Origin of the sequence: Parafrankia irregularis (genome assembly GCF_001536285.1) — a bacterium.
Classification (GTDB): domain Bacteria; phylum Actinomycetota; class Actinomycetes; order Frankiales; family Frankiaceae; genus Parafrankia; species Parafrankia irregularis.
The window spans coordinates 480,302-505,366 of record NZ_FAOZ01000003.1; the positions used below are offsets into that span (position 1 = coordinate 480,302).

Sequence of the window (25,065 nt, forward strand, 5' to 3'; positions counted from 1 at the left end):
CCGGGATCCACCAGGTGACCGGGCCGGTCACCCGCCACGGGGAGGGCCCGGTGTGGGTGCCGTCCTGGGGCGGCCTGCACCTCGTCGACATGCTTGCCGGCGACGTCCTCGCGCTCGACACCGAGACCGGCGCGGTCGGCCGCCACCACGTCGGCACCGTCGCCGCGGCCGTGCGTCCCAGGGCGGGCGGCGGCGCGGTTCTCGCGCTCGAACGCGGCTTCGCGCTGCTCGACCCGCCGCCGACGGCGCCACTCACTCCGCCGGGGCCGCCAACGGGACCGCCCGCCCTGCCGAGGTCGCCTGCCTCACCGTTCCAGGCCGGCCCGGCGGCCGCCGCGAAACCGCGTCTCCTCCCCGAGCTGTGGCCCGCCGATCGGGGGCTGCGGATGAACGACGGCGGCTGTGACCCGGACGGGCGCTTCTACTGCGGTTCGATGGCGTACGACGAGGCCACAGGCGCCGGCGCACTCCACCGGCTCGATCCCGACGGCACCACCACTGTCGTCCTGTCCGGAGTGACGATCTCGAACGGACTGGTGTGGAGCCCGGACGGCAGCAGAGCTCACTATGTGGACACACCCACCGGCGGCATCGACGTCTTCGACTACGACCCCGACACCGGTCTCACCGGTCGGCGGCCGTGGGCAGCCGTGCCGCGGGGAAAGCCGGACGGACTCGCCGTCGACGCCGAGGGCGGTGTGTGGGCGGCGCTGTGGGGCGGCGCGGCGATCTGCCGGTACACGGCGGCCGGTGACCTCGACGAGGTGATCGCCCTACCGGTCCCGCAGGTCACGGCGTGTGCGTTCGGTGGCGCCGACCTCGCGACCCTTTACGTGACGACGTCGACGCTTCGCACGGACCTCGAGCGATATCCGACCGCCGGCGCCGTCTACGCCGTGGATGTGGGGATCCGCGGACTCCCCGTGCTGCCTTTCACGGGTTAGCGCAGACAGCAACCTCCATCTGTCCGAGAGGTCTGACGACATGAGCACATTCCCCGAGAACTTCCTCTGGGGTGCGGCGACCGCGCCGCACCAGGTCGAGGGCGGCAACGTCGGTTCCGACATGTGGCGCAGCGAATGGGCGAAGAACTCCCGGTTCGCCGAGCCCTCAGGCGACGCCTGCGACCACTACCACCGGTATCCGGAGGACATCGCCACCCTGGCCGGTCTCGGCCTGAACGCCTACCGCTTCGGGGTCGAGTGGGCGCGGATCGAGCCCGAGGAAGGCTATTTCTCGCGCGCCGCGCTCGACCACTACCGACGGATGGTCGGCACCTGCCTCGAGCACGGCGTCACTCCGGTCGTGACCTACAACCACTTCTCGACCCCGTGGTGGTTCGCCGAGGCGGGAGGCTGGACGAATCCCACGGCGGCAGACCGGTTCGCCCGGTATGCGGGTCGGGTGACCGAGCACATCGGTGACCTGGTGCCCTGGGTGTGCACGTTCAACGAGCCGAACGTCATCTCGCTGATGGTGCATCTCGGCATCATCCCGGCCGCGTCCCGCGAAGACGCCCTCGGCCTGGCGGCCAGCAGGCAGCCCGAGGATACGGGCACGGCGGGAGCGGGCGCGGCGTGGGCCGCCCCCGCCGTCGAGGTGATGGCGAACGCGCATCGCAAGGCCGTGGAGGCGATCAAGTCCGGGCCGGGGAACCCCGCCGTCGGCTGGACGCTGGCCCTCATCGATCTGCAGCCCGCCGACGGCGGCGAACAACGCTGGCAGGCCGTTCGCCAGGCCGCCCTCCTCGACTGGCTCCACGTCTCCCGCGACGACGACTTCATCGGTGTCCAGACCTACACCCGCGAACGCATCGGCCCCGACGGCGTCCTGCCTGTTCCCGGCGGGGCCCCCACCACCCAGACCGGATGGGAGGTCTACCCCGAGGCGCTGGGCCACACCGTCCGCCTCGCCGCACAGCACACCGGGGTGCCCGTCCTGGTCACCGAGAACGGCATGGCCACCGACGATGACGACGCCCGGATCACCTACACGACCGCCGCCCTCGAGGGGCTCGCCGGTGCCATCGCCGACGGTGTCGACGTCCGCGGCTACCTGCACTGGACGCTGCTCGACAACTTCGAGTGGACGTCCGGCTATCAGATGACCTTCGGACTCGTCGCCGTCGACCGCACCACCTTCGCCCGCACCGTCAAGCCCTCCGCCCGATGGCTCGGCAAGATCGCCCGCGCCGGCGGACCCGCCTGAATCGACGGCTGCACCCCGCCCGCGGCGGAAACACCGACGCCGGCCTGACCTGGCGACCGTCCATCCGTAGACGCCCGCGCTGAAGGGGATGGAGAACTGGGACGAACAGCGGCGCCCAACCAGTAACTTGCGCGCACTAGTGCTCTGCATTAGGCTCCTACATGTTCCGCGGTGGGTGCACAGGCCAGGGTTCAGTCCCACAGACATGCCGATTGTCGAGCCGTGCCGCCGGACCGTGTTGATCGACAGTGGACGCGGATTTCGGTTTGCCGCCGGCCGTTTCCTGATGACATCGAGTGTCGAGCATCCTTCTCTGCGGCCCGGCTTTCCGCGGCACCGAGCAGTCCGAACAATGCGGCCCGAACGCAGAGATCAGCAGGATGCTTGTCGGCGGCACACTCCGACGGGAGAAACGTCATGCCCATACCTCTGGACCGCCGTACACGCCGCGACGGCGACCTGCGCCACGTCGACATGGAGAGTTTTCTCGCCCGGGAGTTCCCGGGGCTCGTCTCGCGCCACGGCCCTCTCGTGGCACGGGGAATCGCCTCGTTGCAGGCGCCCCCGCTCTCCATCGAGATCGGCGCCGTCTCCTGGTCGTTCTCCAGTGACGGAACGACCCTGGTCGTCACCCGTGGCATCGTCGCGGGTGCTCTGGTCGTGACGCTCGACGAGGCCGGGTTCTCCGACTGGGCGCAGAACCAGCGATCGTTCAACGCGATGCTGACCGCACGCGAGCTGCGCTACCGCGACGGGTCCGAGACGGACGTCTCCGTATGGGACTCGCTCTGGCTGACGCTGCTCGAGGGCTGGCCGGTCGTGGACGACACGACCGACTTCGTTGATCGTCATGGGGCTCCGCTCGACCTCGACCGCGTCCTCACCCCGGCGGACGACCCGGCGGACGTCGCCCACTTCCTGCGCGAGGCCGGTTACCTTCACCTGCGGGGCTGGCTGGACCCGGCGGACATGAAGGAGGTCAGCTCCGACATCGACCGGGCGCTCCCCCACTACCGTGAGGGTGACGGGCGTTCCTGGTGGGCGACCCTGGAGGACGGCAGCCGCCGCTGTGTGCGGCTCCAGGAGTTCATCGCCCGCTCCCCGGCGACCTCGGCCATCCTGCGGGACGAACGCTGGGACCAGTTACGCCGTGTGCTGGCCGGCGACGAACTCCTTGAACAGCCTCCGGTGCACGGTCGTGGCCCCGAGGCGCTCATGAAGCCGATCGGCGTCACGGTCGGGGCCTCCGACGTGAGCTTTCATCGCGACTGCCACTTCGGCCGCCATGCGTATCACTGCTCGAACCTGGTCGCCGGGATCGCGGTCACCGGCAGCGGCGAGGCGAACGGCCAGCTCCGCGTCATCGCCGGGTCCCACCGCGTGCTGATGCCGGTGGAGATCGCCAAGTCCCGGCCGTACCTGCCCGTCGTCGCCGTACCGACCGAGCCGGGCGACGTCACGGTGCACCTGACCTGCACCCTCCACGAGTCGACTCCGCCCCTCGTCGCGGAGCGCCGCGTCATCTACACCGGCTTCTCCCTTGCTCCGCGCGCGGACGACGCCACCGGTGCCCGTGGTGGCGGCGGCCAGGCCCTGGCAGCGCTTCGCGAACGGATCTCCCAGATCCTTCTCGACGACGCGAGCCGGACATGACGACGGGCAACAGGCGTCCCCATGGCGCATGAGTCCTCGGGGCACAGCGCGCACGCCCTGCGGACACTGCTGCGCCACGCCGGCGACGGCAGGATGCTGCTCGTCGGCGGTTACGCGCTGATCCTCATCGACGCGGTCGCGCAGAGTCTCACGCCGGCGGTGTTCCGGGTCGTGCTCGACCGCATCCAGCAGGACCCGCACCGGTTCCTGCACGACGGCTGGCAGGGGCCCGTAGTCGCCGCGGCCGCCCTCTCCGTGACCTTCCTCGTGGCGGCCTACTTCGCCCACACCTGGTGCCGTCGCGGCGCGACGCGCTGGGCGAACAACCTGCGACGTGCCCTGTACGAGCACGTCCAGCAGCTGTCGATGGACTTCTTCCACCGTTCACGGGTCGGTGACGTCGCCGCCGCGATCAACCAGGACATCGAGCGCCTCGAGGTGACGGTCTGGCAGGGCCTGGGGGTGTGGTGGGCGCTGGCGGTCCTGGTCATCTCGGTGGGCCTCATCGTCTGGGTCGACGCCTGGATGGCCCTGATGGCGCTGGCCCTGCTCGCGGTGGCAGTCGGGTGGACACTGCTGGTGCTCCCGCGGCTTCGCCGCCACAGTCGCGACATCCGCGACGAGCTCGGCCGCACCTGCGGGACCCTCGCCGAGATGCTCGGCGTGAACACGCTCCTGAAGGCGTTCAACGCGGAGGATGACGCGCTGCGTCAGGTGCGCGGCGGCACCGACCGGGTGCGGGCCGGCTCCGAGGCCCTCGCGCGGCTCCAGCACCGTTACGCCGACCCGCTCGGCTTCCACCTCTCGTTCGTCGCGCCTTTCCTGCTCCTGTTCGCCGGCGCCTGGCGGGCCGCGTCGGGGACGCTCTCCATCGGCGACGTCGTCGCCGTCTGGGGCTTCTGGCTGCGCGGGTCGAGTTCGCTGACCGTCGTCATGACCAGCCTGCCCGAGGTGCTGGCCGGCCTGGCCGCCGGCGAACGGGCCGCGGAGCTGTTCGAGGAACGACCTGCGGTGAGCGATCTCCCGAGAGCTCCCGCGCTGGCCGTCGCCCGGGGCGGCATCGCCTTCGAACAGGTCTCGTTCGCCTACCCCGGACGACAGTCACACCTCGTCCTCGACGGCTTCGACCTGACAATCCCCCCGGGGCGCAGCGTCGCACTCGTCGGCTCCTCCGGCGCCGGCAAGTCCACCGTCGCCCAACTGCTGCTCCGGCTGTTCGACCCCGCCGAGGGCCGGGTGACCATCGACGGCCAGAACATCCGCGAGGTCGCCCAGGCCTCGGTACGCGCCGCCGTGGGTGTGGTCTTCCAGGAATCGGTCCTGATCAGCGGCTCGCTGGCACGCAACCTGCGGCTCGCCCAGCCGACCGCCACCGACCAGGACATCGAGGCGGCGCTCGCGGCGGCCAACGCGTGGGAGTTCGTACGCACCTGGGAGGACGGAATCCACACCGAGCTCGGCGCACGCGGCGTCATGCTCTCGGGCGGGCAACGCCAACGCCTCGCCATCGCCCGGGTGATGCTGAAGGACCCCCCCATCGTCGTGCTCGACGAGGCGACCAGCGCGCTCGACGCCGGCAGCGAACGCGCGGTGCTCGACGCGCTGGACCGGCTGCTGTCCGGGAGGACGTCACTGATCATCGCCCATCGGATCGCCACCATCCGCAACTGTGACCAGATCGTCCTGATGGAACGCGGACGGGTCGCCGACGCCGGCACACACGCCTCGCTGCTCCGGACCTCGACGACCTATCGCTCGTACTGCCATGAGCAGTCGGTGGCGTGAGGCCGCCCGGGAGATCACCGTCTTCAACAGCTCGTCCTCTGACCGGGGAGTCAGGTGTTGCGGCCCCCGTTGACTCCGATCACCTGGCCTGTGATGTAGCCGGCCTCGTCGCGGACAAGGAATGCGCAGGCAGCTGCTATGTCCTCCGGTCGGCCGATGCGGCCGACCGGCGTGGCGGATTCCTGCTCCTCGACGCGCATGAGCCCGCCTTTCTCGGACTGGCGCAGCATGGGAGTGTCGATAAAGCCCGGCGGAATGGTGTTGACCGTGATGCCCCTCGGACCGAACTCGCGAGCGAGGACCTTCGTGAGGCCGACGACACCTGACTTGGCAGCAACATAGGAGGCGAGCTGCGGCGGCCCGGTGTTGACACTCGACGAGGATATGTTGACGATGCGCCCCCATCCCTCGTCGAGCATGCTGGGCAGCACGGCCTGGCAGCAGTGGAAGGCGCTTGTCAGGTTGACTTCCAGAGAGCGGTTCCACATGTCGGTGGTGATCTCCAGAAACGGCCCATGTGGCGTCATCCCCGCATTGTTGACCAGAATCACCGGCCGGCCGAGCCGGCCGCGCACGGATTCGACTCCGGCCTGGACGGCGGCGGCGTCCGTCACATCGACAGCAAGGCCGAGGGACCTGCCGCCGCCGGCCGCGATCGAGGCGGCGGTCTCCTCGGCAGTAGCGCCGTTCAGATCGAAGACCGCCACCGCGAGTCCGTCCGCGGCCAGCCGGCGAGCGATCGCCGCGCCGATTCCCGATCCGCCACCGGTGACGATGGCCACGCGACTGTTCACTGACCGGCTCCCCTGCCGGGGCCGGCCGGCAGCTCGACCTCGGCCGTACAGTCCACCAGAACCTGTCCGTCCTGATTCACGAGCCGCAGCCTGATGTGGACGAGCGGGGCACCCCAGACCGAGTCGGTTTCCTTACCGACGACTTCGGCGTCGAAGTAGGTGACGTCTCCCTCGAAGGCAGGAGCACGGAAGTTCGCCCTGGTATGGCGCACCATGCCATCGACGCCAGCCCAGTAGGCGAGGTAGTCGGTGCACCAGGCGCCCATCGTCGCGCCGTACCCGTAGGCACGGGACATGCCGATCTCGCTGGCTTTGTCCGCGTCGACATGGCCACGTGACGGGCCGACATAGAGGCCGTCGCGCAGCCGCGGGTCGATCCGGGCGCCTTCCTCGTCGAAGCCGAACCCGTCCACCCAGCCCGGGTCCTGATTGATCCATGGATCCTCGACGCCCGGCGGTGCCACCCAGTGCGCCGTGCCCCAGATGCCGAAGACAAACGCGCGGTACTCGGTGGTGAAACTCGCGATGCTGTGCGGGCCGATCACTCGACGCGGCAGCCTGGCGCCGACTTCCACATCGTCGAACCGCGGCGAGACGCCCAGGCGGTTCGACAGTATCCAGCCGTGGCGGACCTTTTCGATCTCCGCGAGCTCCTCGGCGGTCCAGCTCCTCACCGCACCGAGCTGCTTGTCGTACATGCCACGGCGTTCCGCCTCCGCCGCCAGGTAACGGATCGCCGTCGAGCGCTCGCGCGCCACCAGCGTGCCGCGCTGGTTGGTGTGGATCGTGTCACCGCGGGAGAACATCGTGGGTCCGGCGAACTTCGTCTCGACCACCTTGTAGTCGTGGAAGCGCCGTTGTTGGAAGAGCTGGTCGCCCACATGCACCCGCGCGCCGTAGAACCACCACTCCTCACCACCGAAGATGAGATGGCTACCGGGGATGTGGCCCACGCAGGCCGGCTGGGCGCCATGCCCGAAGTCCAGCGCGACCGCCATGGACTGAGGCGCGATGATGCCGCCGTATCTCGACCCGCGGGCGAACTCCTCGTCCCAGTGCAGAGGGTTCGGGTAGTCCATAGCCATCACCCAGCGACGGATGTCCGAGGCACTGCAGGGATCCCACAGCTGCCCGCCGCCGACCAGCTGGCCCACGCGATGGTCGACGTCGGACAGGTCGAGCCTGGCTCCCACCGAGTCCGCGTCTGTCGGTGCCGTCGTGCTCTGTCCACTCATCCTGCGCTCCCGACTGTCGGTCTGACGTCCACGGGAAATGCTCGCGCCGGCCACGAGCTGCTCACCGACGGCAGAAGGCCCGCCGGACTGCTGACGCACCGGCCCGCGAGCCACGGCCAGCAGTTGCATGGAGCGCCCGCCGGAACGTGGCGCGGTGTGCCGGCCGACCGGGGCTGGAGGTCCCCTCGCCGCCCCGCCGAGGCCGGCGGGGGACCAGCGGCGGAGCCCGGAAGACCGTATGGCGGATATTGACACCACGATGCGGTTTCGTCCAGAGTTCCTCGTGACGGGGGTCACCGGCGAGACTCGCCACGAGCTGCTCTGGACAGCCCGACCTGCTACGCCCCGACCTCCAGGACTCCCCGACCCTCCGGCGCCGACGACTCACATCCCTGTGACAATCCCGAACCGAGGATCTCGCATGCAGACCTGCGCACCGACCGAGACGCCCGAGGTCGACCAAGCGGCTCTCCGGGAGAAATACCTGACCGAGCGCGACAAGCGGCTTCGCCCGGAGGGACAGAAGCAGTACCTGGAAGCCGAAGGCGCATTCGAGGAGTTCTACGAGGCCGACCCGTACACGCCGGTCGTGCCGCGCCCGCCGGTCTCCGCGGATATCGACGTGGCGATCCTCGGCGGCGGGTTCGCCGGCCTCATCACCGCGACCAGGCTCAGGCAGGCCGGGGTGACCGATCTGAGAATCCTCGAGTTCGGCGGCGACTTCGGCGGAGCCTGGTACTGGAACCGCTACCCCGGCATCCAGGTCGACTCGGACAGCTACTGCTACCTGCCGCTACTGGAGGAGACCGGGTACATCCCCACCCAGAAGTACACCTTCGGCGACGAGGTCCGCGAACACTGTCAGCGCATCGGCCGGCACTTCGGCCTTTATGAGAACGCCATGTTCAGCACACTCATCCGGTCGCTCGCGTGGGACGCCTCAACCAGCCGCTGGAGGATCGGCACCAATCGGGGCGACGACATCCGGGCCCGTTTCGTCGTCATGTGCCAGGGGCCGTTCAACCGGCCCAAGTTACCCGGAATACCGGGCATCTCCGACTTCGAAGGCCACACGATCCACACGGCCAGATGGGACTACTCCTACACCGGCGGCGACGTCCACGGCGGTCTCGACAGGCTCGCCACGAAGCGGGTGGCGGTGATCGGTACGGGCGCCAGCGGTGTCCAGGTGGTTCCGCATCTCGCCCGCGCCGCCGAGCACCTCTATGTCTTCCAGCGCACGGCGTCCTCCATCGATCAACGCGGCAACGCGGCGACCGATCCCGAATGGGTGCGGACGTTACGCCCTGGCTGGCAGCGGGAGCGGCAGCGCAGCTTCCACACGGCTGCCTACGAGGCGTTCGGCCCAGGCCAGCCCGACCTCGTCTGCGACGGGTGGACCGAGATCAGCCGCAACCTGCAGGCGCATCTGGATGCCACCGACGGGTGGGCGGCCCTCGCCGACCCGGCGGCGTTCCTCGCACTGCGCGAGACGGTGGACTACCAGGTGATGGAGAGGCTACGCCAGCGCGTCGAGGCCATCGTCGAGGATCCGGTGACGGCCGAGGCCCTGAAGCCCTACTACCGCTTTCTGTGCAAGCGGCCGTGCTTCAACGACGACTATCTGCCAACCTTCAATCTGCCGAACGTCACCCTGGTCGACGTGTCGAGCACGAAGGGCGTCGAACGGATCACCCCGAAGGGTGTCATCGCACACGGGATCGAGCACGAGGTCGACTGCATCGTCTTCGCGAGCGGTTTCGAGATCACCACCGATCTCGACCGGCGTCTTGCCATCCACCCGTTCACGGGACGCGACGGCCTTTCACTCTATGACCACTGGGCGAAGGGCTACCGCACTCTGCACGGTATCACCAGCCACGGCTTCCCCAACCTCATGTTCACCGGGTACATCCAGGGCGGTATCACCGCCAGCGTCACCTCCATGTTCGAGCAGCAGGCCGACCACATCGCCTACATCATCGCCGAGGCCCTTGCCCGCGGCGTCAGCACCGTCGAGCCCACCGCCGAAGCCCAGGACGAATGGGTCGCCACCATCCGGGCGACCGCGATCGACAACACCACCTTCGTTCGGGAATGCACGCCCGGCTACTACAACAACGAGGGTGAACAGGAGATTCGTTCGGTCCTCGGCGATCCCTACTGGCCCGGTTTCTACGCCATGGAGGACCTGCTGCGGGCCTGGCGTGAAACGGGCGAGCTGACCGGCCTCGCGCTGGGCCGATGAGCCAGCCCACAGCGTCGCCCGCACCAGCGCGACGGCCATCGAGGGGACCATGCCGGTGAAGGTCTACGAGCGGATCCTGGACCTGTTCGAAGCCGAGGGCATCAACACCATCTTCGGCATTCCCGACCCGAACTTCGTGCACCTGTTCCACCTTGCCGAGGAGCGCGGCTGGAACGTTGTGGCGCCGCATCATGAGGAGTCGGCCGGGTTCATGGCCGAGGCGGTGTCCCGGATGACCGGGAAGCCGGCCGTCTGTATCGGCACGCTCGGCCCGGGGGTGGCGAACCTGGCCGGCGCGATGATGTGCGCCAAGGTCGAGAACTCACCGGTCATCTTCCTCGGCGGGCAGCGTGCCCGAATCACCGAGCAGCGGGTCCGCCGTGGCCGGATCCAGTTCGTGAAGCAGGCCGAGCTGTTCGCGCCGTCGGTGAAGTACTGCGCCAGTATCGAGTTCGCCGACCAGACCGACGAGGTGATCCGGGAGGGCCTGCGCAGGGCGCTGTCCGGGACACCGGGCCCGGTCTACATCGAGTACCCCTCGCACGTCATCCAGGAGGAGCTCGACGTTCCGCCGGCGCTGCCGCCGCAGGGCTACCGGCTGGTAGGCCAGACCGCCGGCCCGGACGGGATCGCCGAGGCGGTGCGACTGATCGGCGCGGCCAGGCTGCCGGTGCTGTTGGTCGGCCACGGCGTCCACACCTCCCGGGCAGGCGCGTCGGTGAAGGCACTGGCGGACCTGATGGCCTGCCCGGTCATCCAGACCTCCGGCGGCACTTCCTACATCGACGGACTGGAGGACCGCACCTTCCCGTACGGCTTCTCCGCCTCCGCGGTCGAGGCGGTGGTGAAGTCGGATCTGTGCCTGGCGATCGGCACCGAACTGGGTGAGCCGGTGCACCACGGCCGGGGCCGGCACTGGGCCCCGAACGACGCCGACCGGAAATGGATCATGGTGGAGCAGGACCCGCTGGCGATCGGGGTGAACCGCTCGTACGACGTGCCGCTGGTCGGGGACCTGCGGGCGATCGTCCCGCAGCTGGTCGAGGCGCTCGCCAGCGCCCCGCGCACACCGCCGCCCGATCTGGCGGGCTGGATCAGAAGGGACGCCGAGCGGCTGGCCCAGCTGGCCGAGAGCGCGCCGTCGGGCATGTCGCCGGTACATCCGGCCCGGCTGATCGTCGAGGCGACCAGGGCCTTCCCCGCGGACGGCATCATGGTCCGCGACGGCGGCGCCACGACGATCTTCGGCTGGACGTACTCGCAGGCGAAGCCGCACGACGTGATGTGGAACCAGAACTTCGGCCACCTCGGCACCGGGCTGCCCTACGCCGTCGGCGCCTCGGTGGCCGACGGCCGCAGGCGCCCGGTGATGCTGATCACCGGCGACTCGGCGTTCCAGTTCCAGATCGCCGAGCTGGAGACCGCCGCCCGGCTGAACCTGCCGCTGGTCTGCGTCGTCGCCGTCGACCACGCCTGGGGCCTGGAGGTCGGCGTCTACAAGCGGACCTTCGGCCAGGGCTCGCTGGAGACCGGCACCCACTGGAGCACGAACACCCGCCTCGACAAGGTCGCCGAGGGCTTCGGCTGCCACGGCGAGTACGTCGAGCGCGACGAGGAGATCGCCCCGGCCATCAAGCGCGCCTACGCCAGCGGCCGGCCCGGCGTCATCCATGTCAGGGTCGACCCGAAAGCGAACTCCGAGGAGATGCCGAACTACGGCGAGTACGCGACGTGGGCAACGGAAGGTGCACATTGACAGCCCCACCGTTCTCCTACGTCGACCGCCGGGTCCTCGTCGTGGGCGGCGGGCGGGGCATCGGGCGGGCGGTAGCCCTGGCCCTGGCACGGGCCGGGGCGGATGTCGCGGTCGCTGCCCGCGGCCGTGAGCAGCTCGATGCGGTTGTCGCGGAGATCCAGGCACTGGGGCGGCAGGCATGGGCGTTACCCGTCGATCTGACCGAGCCCGGCGCGCCGGGCGACCTTGTCGAGCGCGCCCTCGCCGCGCTCGGCAGGATCGACGTCCTGATCAACTCGGCCGGCGACACCGGTCGCCTCGAACGTGGGACCTTCAACGTCACCACCGACGACTTCGACCACGTCTTCGGGCTGCATGTTCGCGCCGCGCTGATGACCTCCATCCGCGCCGCCGAGTCGATGAGGGACCGCGGCATCGCGGGCGCGATCCTCACCATCACCTCGGTCGGCGGATGTTTCCCGTCACCTGGGGCAGTGCTGTACGGGGCCGCGAAGGCGGCTCTCAACCACATCACGTCGACACTGGGCATGGAGTTCGGAACACACGGGATCAGGGTGAACGCGATCGCTCCGGGCCCGGTCGAGACCGAGCTCATCGCCGACCGGCTCACCACCTCCGAGGACCGGGCCGCGATGGCGTCCTTCTATCCACTCAATCGGATCGGGCACGTGGACGACGTCGCCTCGGCGGCGCTCTACCTCTGCTCGGCAGAGGCGTCATGGCTGTCGGGTGTGACCCTCCTGCTCAACGGCGGACAGCACGCGTCCAGCGGCATGTTCCGCTGGCCACGGACCCACAACCCGGTACCGCCGGGGCGGCGCATCTGAACCCTGCCAGGGGACGGATGCATGACGCGAGCACCCGCCGGACGACATCCCGCGGGCCGAACGAGACGACGCGAAGCCGGCAGCCGACGAGCCGGGCCGCGCAGGAAGGAGCGCCAGATGGCCGCAATCGCGACGAAGAAGCTGTCGGAACGGATCGGGGTCGAGGTCCTGGACATCGATCGCGAGCGCCTCCTGCATGACGAAGAATTCCCGGACGCCTGCCTCGCCGCGCTGGCGGAGCACGGAGTTCTGCTCTTCCGGGAAATTCACCTCGACGATGAAGTGCAGGTGGAGTTCTGCCGGAGGCTGGGCGAGCTGGCCCGTTTCCGCGGATATCGGCTGCCGGAGGTAATGGAGATCAACTTTGAGCCGTCGAACCGCAACGCCGAGTACTTCCGGAGCAACGACGGCTGGCATATCGACGGCTGCCTGGACGGCGGCCCGCCGCCGAGGGCCGGCGTGCTGACAGCGCGCGTGGTCGCCGACCACGGCGGGGAGACCGAGTTCGCCAGCAGTTATGCCGCGTACGAGGCTCTCTCCGAGGCGGAGAAGGAGCAGTACGCGAAGCTGCGCGTCGTGCACACCTTCGAGGCGGTACAGCGGCGCAGTTACCCGGACCCGACGCCGAAGCAGCTGGCCGAGTGGGCCTCGCGCCCCACACGGGAGCACCCGCTGGTGTGGGAGCAGCGGTCCGGGCGGCGGTCCCTCGTGTTCGGGCACACGGCGTCCCACATCGTCGGGATGGACCGTGACGAGGGACGGGCGCTGCTGGCCGGGCTGGAGGCCCGGGCCACCACGCCGGACAATGTGCTCCGGCACAGCTGGTCCGTCGGCGACACGGTGATCTGGGACAACCGGGGCCTGCTGCACCGCGCCTGCCCATTCGACCGGACTCGGCCCCGCACCATGCACCGCACCACCCTCCTCGGCGACGAACCGATCCATTGAGGCACTACCCAGCGCTGTTCCAGCCGGGCAGGCTCGGGCCGCGCACCGCCCGCAACCGGGTCTGGATGACGGCCCACGCCACCGAGTTCACCACCGACCACACCTACTCGGCCGCGCATGCCGCCTACTACGGTGAGCGGGCCGCGAAGGGCGTCGCCGTCATCACGATGGAGGCGACAGCGGTCCATCCCACAAGTCAGCCCCGCACGGGCGTCGTGCTCGCCTACGAGCCCTCGGTGGTCGAGAGCTACCGCACGGTGGCCGCCGCGGTCCAGCCGCACGGCACGCTGCTCTTCGCCCAACTCTGGCACCGCGGCCGGGAGACCGACAGCGTCGTGAGCCGCCTGCCGGTGTGGGCGCCGAGCCCAGTCCCGTGCGCGGTCTACCGGGAGATCCCGCACGAGATGACAGCCGCCGAGATCGACGAACTCGTGGAGGGCTATGCCCGTTCCGCGGCTCTCGCGGTCGACGGCGGCCTCGACGGCGTCGAGATCCACGGCCTGGCGCACGGATACCTGCTCGGCCAGTTCCTCTCCCCCGCGACCAACCACCGCACCGACGACTACGGCGGCTCCCTCGACAACCGGTTCCGCCTGGTCCGGCGCATCATTGAACGCGTGCGTGCGGCCGTACCGGCGACCATGGTGGTCGGCATCCGGATCAACGGGGACGACGGCGACGTCGAGAACGGGCTGCGGACCGCGGACTGGGCGGAGATAGCCCGGCGCATCGCGGCCACCGCGGCGGTGGACTACATCTCCGTCTCCCAGGGCACCTACCTCGACCGGATGCTCATCTACGGCGCGTCGCCCACACCCGTGGGTCATCAGATCACGGCGACCTCGTCGATCAGGTCCGCCGTCGGCGAACTGCCCGTCGTCGTCGTGGGCCGCATCACCACGCCGGACATGGCCGAAGGGGTGTTGCTGCGCGGCGACGCCGACTTCGTCGGCATGGCCAGGCAGCTCATCGCCGACGCCGAGTGGGTGAGGAAGGCGGCCGAGGGACGCGCGAACGACATCCGGCCCTGCGTCGGCGCGAACCACTGCATCGCGTCGATCGCTCGCGCCGCGCTCTCCTGCATCCACAATCCCGCCGTCGGCCGGGAGGCCCTCCTCGCCGCGGCACCAGCCACGCCCTCGACACCGGCCTCGACGGGGAGTGTCGCGGTCGTCGGCGCCGGGCCGGCGGGGCTGCGGGCCGCCCTGACCGCCGCCGAACTCGGCTGGGAGGTCACCGTTTTCGAGCGCGCCGACACGACCGGTGGTCAGGTGCGCTGGCTCAGCGCCGTCGAGCCCTACCGGGAGTGGCTCGGCATCACGGACTGGCTCACCGACCAGTTACTCAAGGCCGGTGTCACCATCAGGCTGGGCCACGCGGCGACCGTCGCGGACCTCGCCGGCCAGTTCGACGCCCACATCATCGCGACGGGGTCGTCACCACGCCGGGACGGGTGGACGGCATTGCGCCCGGCCCGCTGGGCCCCGGGCGCGCCCGCCGTGCCCGGGACCGACCAGTGGAACGTCTTCACCGTGCAGGACGTGCTCGGCGAGCAGGTGAACCTGCCGGCCTCGGTGCTCGTGGTCGACGACCTCGGGGATCGCCGGGCGCTCGCGGTCGCCGAGCATCTCGCCGGCGGTGCGCGGCGCCGCACCGTCGAGATCGCGACGCGGCTCACGCACGTCGGAGCGGGACTCACCGACAGTCACGATCTGCCGTCCGTCACAGGTCGCCTGCGCCGGCTCGGCGTGCGGCTGTCCGCAGGCGTCGAGCTCGTCGAGATCAAGGACGACCAGGTCACGCTCACGGACGTCCACAACGGCGAGCGGCAGCAGCGCGAGCCCGTCGACGCGGTGGTGCTGGTGACTGGACAGCGAGCGAACGACGCCTTGCTCCGGGAACTCGGCGCCGTCGAACGGCAGGTCGTGGGCGTGGGCGACTGTGTTGCCCCGCGCCGGGTGTTCGACGCGATCTGGGAGGGCGAACTCGCGGCTCGGCGGCTCGTGGGCACGTCCGCGGCCAGCGCGTCATGAGTCGGCGCCGTGGAAGATACCGCGCGGGCCGCAGGCGCTCGCCGCGCTGCGAGACACAGGGCACCGCCCGGTGTGTGTCCCTCCGATCCGTCCCTATCGACCAGGAGGACTCCGATGTCCGGCGATCCACTCGGCTACCGGGCCAAGTTCGGTGTCGTGACGCCGTCGGTCAACACGGTGGTACAGCCCGAATATGACGCGATGCGCCCCTATGGCGTGACGAACCACATCGCGCGCATCCACATCCCCGAGAAGCCGATCGACGGCGATGTGGGATTCCAGGAGCTCGTCGACGCCATCGACCGCGGCCTGGACGATGCCGTCCAACGGGTGCTCTGCGTCGAGCCGACGTGTGTCGTGATGGGCGTGTCCATCGAGGCGGTGTACCGGGGCGGTGTCGGCGCCGCGCGGGTCATCGAGCGGCGGCTCAACACCCGTTTCGGGGAGCTGACGCTCATCCATGCGGCGGACGCGCTGCCGGCCGCGCTGCGCGCTCTCGGTGTCGACGACGGGCCGGTCTCACTCGTGACGCCGTACATGCCGGACGCGGACGCACATCTGAAGGCCTTCGTCGAGGAGATCGGCTACGGATACCAGCAGGCGATCCACTTACGGGCGCCCACGCCCCTGCAGATCTCGCACACACCCGAGGCGGACGTCCGCGCGGCGCTCACCGAACTCGCCGCCGGGCGACCCCGCGCGATCATCCAGTTCGGCGCGAACCTGTCCATGGCGCGGCTGGCCGACGAGGCGGAACGATGGCTCGGGCTTCCGGTCATCGCCGTCAACACGGCGACGTACTGGCATGCACTGCGCCGCCATGGGATCCCCGACCGGCGTGAGGGATTCGGCTCCCTCCTGCTCCGGCACTGACGGTCCCCGCGACGCGACGCGGCGGGCAGACGAACCGACGACCAGACGAGAGGCACCGGCAGGCGTGCACGACGACAACCGCAACGACACCGAGCAGGGCCCGCCCGGCGTGACGCGCGACAGTGACGCCGTCCAGGTGCTGCACCGCCAGGCTCTGATCCTGGACTGCTTCTCCCGGGGACAGCCGCGGCTGCGGGCCTCCGACGTCCGGGCCGCGACCGGCCTTCCGACAACGACGGTGGCCCGGATCCTGCGCTCACTCGTCCAGGAGAACCTGCTCCAGCGGACCGGCGACTACTACTCGATCGGACTACGGGTGATGGCCTGGTCGGCCGCGGCAACCGCCGGTTCCGACCTGATCGACGCGGCCAGGCCCATCGTGAGAGACCTGCGTGACCGCACCGGCGAATCGTGCATCGTCTACGTCCGCCAGGGCGGTGCCCGAGTGGCCGTGCTCATGAGCCACTCAGAACAGTCGATCATCTACCAGGGCAAGGTGGGTCAGATCCAGCCGCTCAACGCGGGTGCCGCCGGCAAGATCTTCATGGCCCACGAGCCGGAGGCACTCGCGCTCGCGCTCGACGCCGGCCTGCCCGCGTTCACGCCGAACACCATCACCTCCGTCGACCGGCTCACCGACGACCTGGCACTCACCCGCCAACGCGGCTGGGCGTACTCGCCCGAGGAGCGCGAGCGAGGACTCAGCTCCATGGCGGCTCCGCTGACAGATGCACGCGACGCCCTCGTCGGGGCGTTGGCCATCGGCGCGCCCGCGTTCCGGCTCTCACCCGAGAGCGCCGCCCAGCATGCCCCGGCCCTCGTCGAGTGCGCCAAGGCGATCTCGCAACAGCTGCTCTGATGTCCACGTCTGACGTGTGCCGTGCCGACAGTCGAACCGTGCCGATGTCCGAACGAGACAAGTGATGTGGTGGGGTGACCACGACCATGACTGATGTGTCCGCGGCCACAAGTGATCCGCCCGGTCCCGAGGATCAGGGACGACGGGGCGACGGACCGCTCGCGGGCCTGCGGGTCCTGGAGCTTGGCCAGCTCATCGCGGGTCCCTTCTGCGGCCAGCTTCTCGGCGACTACGGCGCCGAGGTGATCAAAATCGAGGACCCGGCCGGCGGCGACCCGATGCGGCGGTGGGGCCACACCGACGGCACCGCAGCGCCGGTGCACTGGTCGGTGCTGGCCCGCAACAAGCGATCCTTCGGCTGCGACCTGCGCAGCGTCGAAGGCCAGGACCTGGTGCGCCGCCTCGCCGCGACCGCGGACATCGTCGTCGAGAACTTCCGCCCCGGCACGCTGGAACGCTGGGGCCTGGGCTACGACGAGCTCTCGGCAGCCAACCCCGGGCTCATCCTGGTCCGGGTGACCGGCTTCGGCCAGACCGGTCCCTACGCCGGCCGGGCGGGCTACGGCTCCATCGGCGAGGCGATGGGCGGGATACGCCACCTCATGGGCGAGCCGGACCGACCACCGAGCCGCTCCGGGCTGTCCATCGGCGACAGCCTCGCCGGCACGCTCGGCGCGCTCGGCGCCGTCGCCGCGGTGGTCGAGCGCGCCAGCAGCGGCCGCGGCCAGGTCGTCGACTGCGCCCTGTACGAAGCCGTCCTCGCGATGAGCGAGTCGCTGGTGGCCGACTACGCCGCGTTCGACCATGTTCGTGAACGCACCGGCTCGGTACTGCCAGGGGTCGCGCCCTCCAACGTGTACCCGACCTCGGACGGAGCGGACCTGCTCATCGCGGCGAACCAGGACACCGTGTTCCGGCGGCTGGCGGCGGCGATGGACCAGCCCGCGCTCGCCGACGACCCGGACTACGCCACGCACGCCGACCGAGGCCGCCGGCAGCAGGCCCTCGACGACATCATCACCGCCTGGACGAGCACACTCACCCGCCGGGAGGTCGAGGACCGCTGCCTGGCCCACGCGGTGCCGGTGGGCCTGATCTACCGGGCGCCGGAAATGCTCGACGACCCGCACTTCGCGGCGCGGCGGTCCATCGTCGACGTCGAGGTCGGCGAGGACGGCACGACCCTGCCGATGCAGGCGGTGGTGCCCCGCTTCGACCGCACGCCAGCGCGGATCCGCTGGGCCGGCCCGCCGCTCGGCGACGCCACCGACGAACTGCTCGCCGAGCTCGACGTCGACGCCGACACGGTCGCCGACCTCCGTCGCCGCGGGGTGATCCGATGAGCTCGCTCACGTTCCAGCCCGGTGTCAGGGTCGTGGAGGTGGGCCTGCGGGACGGCCTGCAGTCGGTCGAGCGGATCGTGCCGACGGAGGCGAAGGTCGAACTCGTGGAACGCATGATCGACGCCGGCGTCCGGGACATCGAAGTCGCCTCGTTCGCGCACCCACGAGTGCTGCCCCAGCTCGCCGACGCCGAGGCAGTCCTCGCGGCCGTGCCACGCCAGCCCGGGGTGCGGTACCGCGCGCTCGTCCCCAACCTGCGGGGCGCGCACCGCGCCGGGCAGTGCGAGCTCGACTACCTCGTCGCCCTGACCTGCTGCGACGAGGAGGTCAGCCGCCTCAACCAGGGCAGCGGCGTCGCGGAGGTGCTGGCCGACCTGCCAGCCATCGGCGAGATCGCCCGGGCCGCCGGCGCGGCCCTCATCGTCGGGATCGCGATGGCGTACTTCACGCCGTGCGTGGGTGCCACCGATCCGGCGATCCGCCTGGAGACAGTGCGGCGGGCCGTTGACGCAGGGGCGGTGGGCGTCTACTTCGGCGACACCGTCGGCATGGCCAACCCGGTGCAGATCGTCGACTCCCTGGAAGCCACCCGTGCCGCCTTCCCGACGCTTGAGATCGGCCTGCACCTGCACGCGCGGAACGGCTTCGCGCTCGCGAACGTGCTCGCCGCGCTGGGCGTCGGCGTCGACTGGCTCGAGTCGGCGTTCTGCGGGATCGGCGGCGACCTGTGGTTTCCCGGTGAGCCCGACGTCCTCGGGAACCTCCCGACCGAGGATCTCCTCGCCTTCACCGGCGCTCTCGGCGTCACCACCGGCATAGACGAGGAGGCCTACGCCCGGGTGTCGGAACTGGCCCGGCTGACGACCGGCCGGGAAGCCCTCGACCACCGCAGCCGCGGCGGCTCCGCCCGCGAGATGACCCACGCCCGATGGAGCGACATCCTCCGCACCTTCAAGGGCGTGACCACGACCCGGCCGAGGGCGTGACCACGACCCGACAGAACTGAACGCCGTCCTGGACCCTTCCCCGCACTCCGGTTGGAGATCATCCTCATGACCGTCATCTCGGCACCGACACTGTTACCGCCGGGCCGTCCGGCCGACGCCGACGACGTCCGCTCGCTCGTCGACGCCGTCGCAGCGGCGGGCTTCAGCGGAGTCCAGATGACGAGCTCCCACTTCGACGGCGCCGTCACCGCCGGAATGGCCCCGCAGGAGTTCTTCGACCGCCATCGTGATCGCGGGCTGTCGATCGCCACCGTGGAGGTGGCGATCGAGTGGGCTACCGCCGACCGGCCCGCGATCGCGGCGGAAGCCGCGCCGCTCGTGGACCTCGCCCGGCGCGCCGGGGCAGCGCACATCATCGCGATCACGACCGCGCGTCCCGGGACGGCAGGCTTCGACGAGGTCGCCGCGCGACTGGCCTGCCTGTGCGACATCGCGGCGGACCAGGGCCTGCGGATCAGCTTCGAGTTCCTGCCGTGGACGGTGGTGCCGACCCTTGCCGAGGCGGCACGGCTACTGGAGGCGGTGAACCGCGACAACCTCGGTCTCGTCCTCGATCTCTGGCATTGGTTCCGCCAGCCCGGCGGCCCGAGGGAGGACGTACTGCGGGCCATATCCCCAGCACGGATAGACGTGGTCCAGCTCTGCGACGCGCCCGCCGCGCCGGCCGAGGACCCCGTCGTGGAGACGACCACCGCGCGGCTGTTACCCGGCGTCGGCGACATCGACATCGACGCGGTTCTGGACGTTCTCACCGCGACGGGAGCCGCGCCGATCATCGCGACCGAGGTGTATTCAGCCTCACTCACGGCACTCGGACCGGCGGAAATGGCCCGCCAGGCGTTCACAGCCACGTCGGCCGCGCTACGCGGGCGGTTCTCGCCGAGCGGATGAGGTGGCCGGCGGCCTCGGGCCGGGGCCGCCCGTGCGCCCTACCCCCGATCCAGTGATGCCGCGGCGATGTGGCGCAGGGCGATCTCCGGGTCGTCCTGCGCGATCTGCCGAATCCGTTCCGTCAGAACCGGCGAGGAGAAGACTGCCGCCGCGCGGACGGACTGCTTGCGGACACCGACGTCCTCGTCACGGAGAAGTCGCTGGGCGAGCGCGTCGGCGTCGGCCTCGTCGAGGTTGCGCAGCCCAGTGGCGGCAGCGACGCGGACCCTCGGATGAGGTGACGCGGCCGCCGCGCCCAGCACCGGGAGACGTTCTTCGCCGGGAATGAGGCTGGCCAGGTAGGCGGCCTTCGACGCCAGCATGGTGTCGTTCCCCCGGACCAGCTCCGCGAGCAACGGCAGCGCTTCGGCTCCCAGCCGCGCGGCGGAGGTGTAGTCGACCTCCTCCGGGTCCAGGCGGGCTCGGACGTCGTTCATGGTTACGGCCATCGTCGTCTCCTGCTCAGATCGCGTGGGTGAGCCGGCTGGCCCGCATGCTGTTGACCTCGGTGGCGACCAGGTCCGGCGGCGGGTTCGTGATGTTCGCGGTGCCGTTGCCGGTCATGAGGCGGTTGTTGTCATCGACGTGCCGCAGGGTGAGGACATGCCCCACCTCATGGGCGAGCGTCCACTCCGTGGCGCCCTGGGCGACGACGGCCCCCGGCCGCCCCGCCGGATGCGACGCGCAGCCGTTGTAGGGCGGCACCGTGCTGCGGACGAAGTACACGACGACATCCAGCGGACCGGCGTTGTTGCGGTTGTTGAACAACTGGTTCTGCTCGGTGGTGGTCACACCGAGCTGACAGGTTCCGACGTCGAGGTCGTTGAGGGCGGGCAGGCTGAGGGTCTCCGTACTCACCCGGTGCACCCGGATGCCGACGGCCTCGTAGGCCCGCGCCATGGCGACGATCATGTTCTCGATGCTGACGTCCGGTGTGGTGAGGATCTTGATGTGCAGCCGGACGAGCTGGTCCCCGACGCCGATCTGGTTGTCGGCCGTGTTGAGGAGCCAGCCGCCGAAACGGGTGCCGTTCGGAGCCAGCATCAGACTGTTCAGTGACGGGCCGTTGAGTTCGAGGACGCCGATGCCCCACGGGCTGGTCACGATGATCTCGTCGCTGCCGTCGCCGTCCACGTCGACGACCATGTCGACGTAGTTGTCGGCGGTGTTGAGGAGCCAGCCCCCGAAACGGGTCCCGTTCGGAGCCAGCATCAGACTGTTCAGCGTCGAGCCGTTGAGTTCGAGGACACCGAGGCCCCACGGGCTGGTGATGACGATCTCGGCTCGTTTGTCGCCGTCCAGGTCGCCGACCGGGCCGAGGCGGTTGTCGGCGGTGTTCAGCAGCCACCCACCGAGCCGGGTGCCGTTGGAGACCATGACGGGGGAGGTCAGTGTGCCACCGGAGAGCCGGAGAATCCCGAGTCCCCACGGGCTGGTGACGAGGATTTCGTCGCGGCCGTCGCCGTCGAAGTCGGCCGGGGTGGCGAAATGGTTGTCGGCGGTGTTGAGGAGCCAGCCCCCGAAACGGGTCCCGTTCGGCGCCATCATCGGCACCGTGAGGGTGGAGCCCGACAGCTTGAGGATCCCGATGCCCCACGGGCTGGTGACCAGGATTTCGTCACGCCCGTCACCGTCGAAGTCGCCGACCGGGCCGAAACGGTTGTCGGCGGTGTTCAGCAGCCACCCACCGAAACGAGTCCCGTTCGGCGCCATCATCGGCACGGTGAAGGTGGAGCCCTACAGCTTGAGGATCCCGATGCCCCACGGGCTGGTGACCAGGATTTCGTCACGCCCGTCACCGTCGAAGTCGCCGACCGGGCCGAAACGGTTGTCCGCGGTGTTCAGCAGCCACCCACCGAAACGAGTCCCGTTCGGGGCCAGCATCGGGCAGCCGAAGGTGCTCCCCGCCTGTTCCAGCACGCCGACGCCCCAGGGGCTGCTGACGAGGATCTCGTCGCGACCGTCGCCGTCGAGGTCACCGAGGGCGTCGAAGCGGTTGTCGGCGGTGTTGAGCAGCCAGCCGCCGAAGCGGGTGCCGTTCGGCTGCATGGCCGGCGCAGTCAGCGTGCCGCCGGAGTACTCGAGGATCCCCAGGCCCCAGGGGCTCACCACCGGGATCTCGGCGCGGCCGTCGCCATCGAAGTCGGCGCGTTTCGCGGTCATCACATCTCCTCCCGACGATGCCCGGCATCGTCGTGAACGGCGATTTTGTCGGCGGGGCGCTCCTGCCGGGGTGCGTCATCACCGCCGCGGCGAGGCTATCGGGATTCACCCTGCAAAATATCCGCGGGTCGCCTGGGTGACACGGAAAGCCGCAGGATTCGTTCGAAATGCACCAGTCAACACCGGGGGTGCCTGCCGCCAGCAGGACACATCAATACCCAGAAAGCGCGAATCGGTACACAGCGGATCACGCCGCCGGGTGCACGGAGTCCTTATCTCTCGCAACGGGCACTGGCAGCAGTGCCAGCTGCCGGCTGCGCGGGTCAACAGGGCTGGGGCGCGCGGGCGGAATGGGAGCTGAAAGCGCCGGTCACACAGTGCCGCCGCCGGCGTGGGTTGCCCCACCGGGTGGAACCATCCACCGAAGTGCTCGAACGACCGGATTCGGCGCCGGGTCCCAGGGCTCCCTGTCGGTGGGATCCCAGGCATAGCACGGGACCCGGTCCCGGATCAGCCCGGTGAGTTCGGGAATCGACAGCTCCGCGGCCGACCAGGAGTAGAGCGCGTCCAGACGCGGCACGATCATCCCGACGTCGAGCAGCCGACCGAGGCCGTGCTCGTCGTCGATATACCCCTGCAGATCGCCCTCAAGGGGATACCGGTCGGGCAGCACCCGGGACAGCGACAGGAAGATTCCGGTCATTCTCACCCGCGGGTCACCGAGCAGGGGCGCGACCGGCCCCAACCAGCCCATCGCGAGGCGCGGAGCGGCCACCAGCGCGTGCGCGTACAGTACGCGGACCAGCACCAGGTTCAGGAAGAACCGCTCCACATAGCTTTCGGCGTCGGCCAGTGCCCGGTGCTCGAGATAGGCGGCCACGACGCTCGCGTTGTGCGCGCGGTACCACGCCTGTACCGAAGGCCGGCGGGCGAACGCCACCGACGACGCGGCGCTCGGCGAGGACATCGGACCACCCATTCCAACCACGTGGCCACGCGCCTCGGCGGTGTCACGCAGAAGCCGCTCGTTGACGGCCCGCCACCAAGCACTTCCCGGCGCCTCACCGTCCACCGGGGCGAGCAGGCCGCGGCGTAGCTGCCAGCGCATGAATGCCAATGCCGCCCGCCGATACGGCAGCCGCAGCTCGGGCCACCCCGGTGGCGCTGCGTAGAGAGAGCCCAGCAACGCCAACCGCCCCGCCGGATCGTCGCGCACCGCGTCCACCCGGCCAGCTGCGTACTCGGCGGCAGTAGCCACCCGCGAACCCTACGCCCCGGAACCGCTTCGGCGGTGGTCGTGGCATCCGCGGACCGGCGCCGCCGTCGTCCTTGGCGCGGTTCTACATATCTGCGTCGAGCAGGGCACTCACCCGGGCCACCCGGTCGGCGTGCTGCGAATCCTCGCGTCCGTTGATCCGGAGCAGGCGCGCGACGTTCGGGTCGGGTTCGGTGCCGGCCCACCGCTGGTAGTCGGCGTCACCGGCCCGCTCGCCGCGTGCGATGGCGGCCAGCAATGCCGCGTCCACCGGGGGTGGCGGCCCGAGGGGATAGCCGCCCTCCAGGTCCGCGGAAGGCTCGTACGGGCACCCGAGCTTGATGGTGAGGGCCTGTTGCATCCGGCTGGCATGGCCCCACTCCCCGCGGCCGTTGCGGCGAAGAAGTTCGGCGGCCTCTTCGTTTCGGAGGCTGTCCGCGAGCTGAAAGTAGAAGAACCCGGATGTGCGTTCCAGCTTGTAGACGACCTCGAGCTCGGGAACATCCAGGTGGTCGAGTCGCGAGAGATCCCGGGCGGCCGCCCGGAAATCCTGCTCATCCATTCTGCCGCCTCCTCGACAACCCGCAGCATGGGCCCTTCCAAGGATAACCAGAGCGACCGGAAGAGTCACAGATCTGAGGTCATCGCCGAGCAGGCGCCGCGGATCGGCCTGGTGCGCCGTCTTCCCGGTCGAGGCACTCGGCGTGGCGAAGCTCGCCGTCGACATGTACGCCGGCGTCTGCGACCGCACCACCCAGCGGGACCTCGACCGCCCGCTGGTCACCAACCTGCTGAACGGTCAGGGCTGTTCCGGGGGCCCGGCGTCGACCTGCCTTCCGGAGGCTGCCAGGAAACGGGTGACGACCGGCGCCAGATGTTCGGCGTGCGGCCTGCCGAGGCACCCGAGCTCCATCGCGGTGCCCACCAGGGTCATGCGCCGAAACATGCTGGTGGCGGCAATCTTTCGGACCGCGTACGGATGGCCGGGCGAGGGCGTCGACCGAAGGAATCTCGCCCGCGCCTCGCGGTTGCTGCTCCGGTCGGCGAGGCCCTGTATCTTCGGACCGGAGATGAGGCGGTCGGGCAGCCGGTCGCCGCGTGGGAAGAGGCGCTGTGCTCCGCCCGCGGAACCGACCGCGCTCTCCATC

Annotated in this window: 22 protein-coding genes; 14 read left to right on the forward strand and 8 right to left on the reverse strand. The window is 70.0% G+C overall.

Annotated features, from left to right (window positions below; translation table 11 throughout):
- Positions 1-14: 14 nt before the first annotated feature.
- The 4 genes from AWX74_RS06885 to AWX74_RS06900 all read left to right on the forward strand — a co-directional run bounded on the left by AWX74_RS06885 (position 15) and on the right by AWX74_RS06900 (position 5,646).
- Positions 15-944: an SMP-30/gluconolactonase/LRE family protein gene (locus AWX74_RS06885; RefSeq protein ID WP_242666111.1), complete on the forward strand. Its 930-nt coding sequence runs from the start codon at positions 15-17 to the stop codon at positions 942-944.
- Between the two features lie 40 nt (positions 945-984).
- A complete protein-coding gene (locus tag AWX74_RS06890) occupies positions 985-2,208 on the forward strand; it encodes a glycoside hydrolase family 1 protein (protein WP_091272776.1) in 1,224 nt (407 codons plus the stop codon).
- A 417-nt stretch (positions 2,209-2,625) separates the two neighbouring features.
- Entirely contained in the window at positions 2,626-3,861 is a 1,236-nt protein-coding gene (locus AWX74_RS06895; RefSeq protein WP_091272778.1) for a phytanoyl-CoA dioxygenase family protein, read from the forward strand.
- 21 nt (positions 3,862-3,882) lie between these two features.
- On the forward strand, positions 3,883-5,646 hold the full coding sequence (locus AWX74_RS06900) for an ABC transporter ATP-binding protein (protein WP_091272780.1): 1,764 nt from the start codon (positions 3,883-3,885) through the stop codon (positions 5,644-5,646).
- Between the two features lie 50 nt (positions 5,647-5,696).
- Here AWX74_RS06900 and AWX74_RS06905 read toward each other — a convergent pair whose 3' ends face one another.
- Entirely contained in the window at positions 5,697-6,440 is a 744-nt protein-coding gene (locus AWX74_RS06905) for an SDR family NAD(P)-dependent oxidoreductase (RefSeq protein ID WP_091272782.1), read from the reverse strand.
- Positions 6,437-7,675, reverse strand: coding sequence for a MaoC family dehydratase (locus AWX74_RS06910; protein ID WP_091272784.1), 1,239 nt, complete (start codon positions 7,673-7,675; stop codon positions 6,437-6,439). Before AWX74_RS06910 ends, AWX74_RS06905 begins: the two co-directional genes overlap by 4 nt.
- Before the next feature lie 421 nt (positions 7,676-8,096).
- Here AWX74_RS06910 and AWX74_RS06915 point away from each other — a divergent pair, with 421 nt between their 5' ends.
- From AWX74_RS06915 to AWX74_RS06960, 10 genes are all read left to right on the forward strand, one after another.
- Positions 8,097-9,923, forward strand: coding sequence for a flavin-containing monooxygenase (locus tag AWX74_RS06915; protein ID WP_091272786.1), 1,827 nt, complete (start codon positions 8,097-8,099; stop codon positions 9,921-9,923).
- Between the two features lie 49 nt (positions 9,924-9,972).
- Positions 9,973-11,679, forward strand: coding sequence for a thiamine pyrophosphate-binding protein (locus tag AWX74_RS06920; RefSeq protein ID WP_091272789.1), 1,707 nt, complete (start codon positions 9,973-9,975; stop codon positions 11,677-11,679).
- Positions 11,676-12,506, forward strand: coding sequence for an SDR family NAD(P)-dependent oxidoreductase (locus AWX74_RS06925; protein WP_226930845.1), 831 nt, complete (start codon positions 11,676-11,678; stop codon positions 12,504-12,506). Before AWX74_RS06920 ends, AWX74_RS06925 begins: the two co-directional genes overlap by 4 nt.
- Before the next feature lie 117 nt (positions 12,507-12,623).
- The gene (locus tag AWX74_RS06930) at positions 12,624-13,454 is read left to right on the forward strand and encodes a TauD/TfdA dioxygenase family protein (RefSeq protein ID WP_091272793.1); all 831 of its coding nucleotides are present in this window, start codon (positions 12,624-12,626) and stop codon (positions 13,452-13,454) included.
- The gene (locus AWX74_RS06935; RefSeq protein ID WP_091272795.1) at positions 13,451-15,487 is read left to right on the forward strand and encodes an oxidoreductase; all 2,037 of its coding nucleotides are present in this window, start codon (positions 13,451-13,453) and stop codon (positions 15,485-15,487) included. The genes AWX74_RS06930 and AWX74_RS06935 overlap by 4 nt, the downstream gene beginning before the upstream one ends.
- Positions 15,488-15,601: 114 nt before the next feature.
- A complete protein-coding gene (locus tag AWX74_RS06940) occupies positions 15,602-16,360 on the forward strand; it encodes a maleate cis-trans isomerase family protein (protein ID WP_091272797.1) in 759 nt (252 codons plus the stop codon).
- A gap of 64 nt (positions 16,361-16,424) precedes the next feature.
- Positions 16,425-17,219, forward strand: coding sequence for an IclR family transcriptional regulator (locus AWX74_RS06945; protein ID WP_091272799.1), 795 nt, complete (start codon positions 16,425-16,427; stop codon positions 17,217-17,219).
- An 86-nt stretch (positions 17,220-17,305) separates the two neighbouring features.
- Entirely contained in the window at positions 17,306-18,562 is a 1,257-nt protein-coding gene (locus AWX74_RS06950) for a CaiB/BaiF CoA transferase family protein (RefSeq protein ID WP_193209658.1), read from the forward strand.
- On the forward strand, positions 18,559-19,548 hold the full coding sequence (locus AWX74_RS06955) for a beta/alpha barrel domain-containing protein (protein WP_091272802.1): 990 nt from the start codon (positions 18,559-18,561) through the stop codon (positions 19,546-19,548). Before AWX74_RS06950 ends, AWX74_RS06955 begins: the two co-directional genes overlap by 4 nt.
- A 66-nt stretch (positions 19,549-19,614) precedes the next feature.
- A complete protein-coding gene (locus AWX74_RS06960) occupies positions 19,615-20,460 on the forward strand; it encodes a sugar phosphate isomerase/epimerase family protein (RefSeq protein WP_091272973.1) in 846 nt (281 codons plus the stop codon).
- A gap of 38 nt (positions 20,461-20,498) precedes the next feature.
- On the opposite strand, the gene AWX74_RS06965 is transcribed toward AWX74_RS06960, so the two are convergent.
- The 6 genes from AWX74_RS06965 to AWX74_RS39420 form a co-directional block, all read right to left on the reverse strand.
- Entirely contained in the window at positions 20,499-20,948 is a 450-nt protein-coding gene (locus tag AWX74_RS06965; protein ID WP_091272805.1) for a HEAT repeat domain-containing protein, read from the reverse strand.
- A 13-nt stretch (positions 20,949-20,961) separates the two neighbouring features.
- A complete protein-coding gene (locus AWX74_RS06970; RefSeq protein WP_207550265.1) occupies positions 20,962-22,212 on the reverse strand; it encodes an FG-GAP repeat domain-containing protein in 1,251 nt (416 codons plus the stop codon).
- 24 nt (positions 22,213-22,236) lie between these two features.
- Complete coding sequence (locus tag AWX74_RS06975; protein WP_091272809.1) at positions 22,237-22,662, reverse strand: FG-GAP repeat domain-containing protein; 426 nt, start codon at positions 22,660-22,662, stop codon at positions 22,237-22,239.
- A gap of 370 nt (positions 22,663-23,032) precedes the next feature.
- Positions 23,033-23,920 carry a hypothetical protein gene (locus AWX74_RS06980; RefSeq protein ID WP_091272811.1) on the reverse strand — a complete coding sequence of 296 codons (888 nt, stop codon included), beginning with the start codon at positions 23,918-23,920 and terminating at the stop codon, positions 23,033-23,035.
- An 82-nt stretch (positions 23,921-24,002) separates the two neighbouring features.
- On the reverse strand, positions 24,003-24,479 hold the full coding sequence (locus AWX74_RS06985) for a rubrerythrin (RefSeq protein WP_091272813.1): 477 nt from the start codon (positions 24,477-24,479) through the stop codon (positions 24,003-24,005).
- A gap of 237 nt (positions 24,480-24,716) precedes the next feature.
- Positions 24,717-25,064, reverse strand: coding sequence for a hypothetical protein (locus tag AWX74_RS39420; RefSeq protein WP_131799416.1), 348 nt, complete (start codon positions 25,062-25,064; stop codon positions 24,717-24,719).
- Position 25,065 lies beyond the last annotated feature (1 nt).

What these genes read in the sequence shown, in the direction of transcription:
- AWX74_RS06890 (WP_091272776.1), top strand. Translation starts at nt 985, where the DNA reads ATGAGCACATTCCCCGAGAACTTCCTCTGGGGTGCGGCGACCGCGCCG.
- AWX74_RS06895 (WP_091272778.1), top strand. Translation starts at nt 2,626, where the DNA reads ATGCCCATACCTCTGGACCGCCGTACACGCCGCGACGGCGACCTGCGC.
- AWX74_RS06900 (WP_091272780.1), top strand. Translation starts at nt 3,883, where the DNA reads ATGGCGCATGAGTCCTCGGGGCACAGCGCGCACGCCCTGCGGACACTG.
- AWX74_RS06910 (WP_091272784.1), bottom strand. Translation starts at nt 7,675, where the DNA reads ATGAGTGGACAGAGCACGACGGCACCGACAGACGCGGACTCGGTGGGA.
- AWX74_RS06915 (WP_091272786.1), top strand. Translation starts at nt 8,097, where the DNA reads ATGCAGACCTGCGCACCGACCGAGACGCCCGAGGTCGACCAAGCGGCT.
- AWX74_RS06920 (WP_091272789.1), top strand. Translation starts at nt 9,973, where the DNA reads ATGCCGGTGAAGGTCTACGAGCGGATCCTGGACCTGTTCGAAGCCGAG.
- AWX74_RS06930 (WP_091272793.1), top strand. Translation starts at nt 12,624, where the DNA reads ATGGCCGCAATCGCGACGAAGAAGCTGTCGGAACGGATCGGGGTCGAG.
- AWX74_RS06940 (WP_091272797.1), top strand. Translation starts at nt 15,602, where the DNA reads ATGTCCGGCGATCCACTCGGCTACCGGGCCAAGTTCGGTGTCGTGACG.
- AWX74_RS06950 (WP_193209658.1), top strand. Translation starts at nt 17,306, where the DNA reads ATGACTGATGTGTCCGCGGCCACAAGTGATCCGCCCGGTCCCGAGGAT.
- AWX74_RS06955 (WP_091272802.1), top strand. Translation starts at nt 18,559, where the DNA reads ATGAGCTCGCTCACGTTCCAGCCCGGTGTCAGGGTCGTGGAGGTGGGC.
- AWX74_RS06960 (WP_091272973.1), top strand. Translation starts at nt 19,615, where the DNA reads ATGACCGTCATCTCGGCACCGACACTGTTACCGCCGGGCCGTCCGGCC.
- AWX74_RS06965 (WP_091272805.1), bottom strand. Translation starts at nt 20,948, where the DNA reads ATGGCCGTAACCATGAACGACGTCCGAGCCCGCCTGGACCCGGAGGAG.
- AWX74_RS06970 (WP_207550265.1), bottom strand. Translation starts at nt 22,212, where the DNA reads ATGGCGCCGAACGGGACTCGTTTCGGTGGGTGGCTGCTGAACACCGCC.
- AWX74_RS06975 (WP_091272809.1), bottom strand. Translation starts at nt 22,662, where the DNA reads ATGACCGCGAAACGCGCCGACTTCGATGGCGACGGCCGCGCCGAGATC.
- AWX74_RS06985 (WP_091272813.1), bottom strand. Translation starts at nt 24,479, where the DNA reads ATGGATGAGCAGGATTTCCGGGCGGCCGCCCGGGATCTCTCGCGACTC.
- AWX74_RS39420 (WP_131799416.1), bottom strand. Translation starts at nt 25,064, where the DNA reads ATGGAGAGCGCGGTCGGTTCCGCGGGCGGAGCACAGCGCCTCTTCCCA.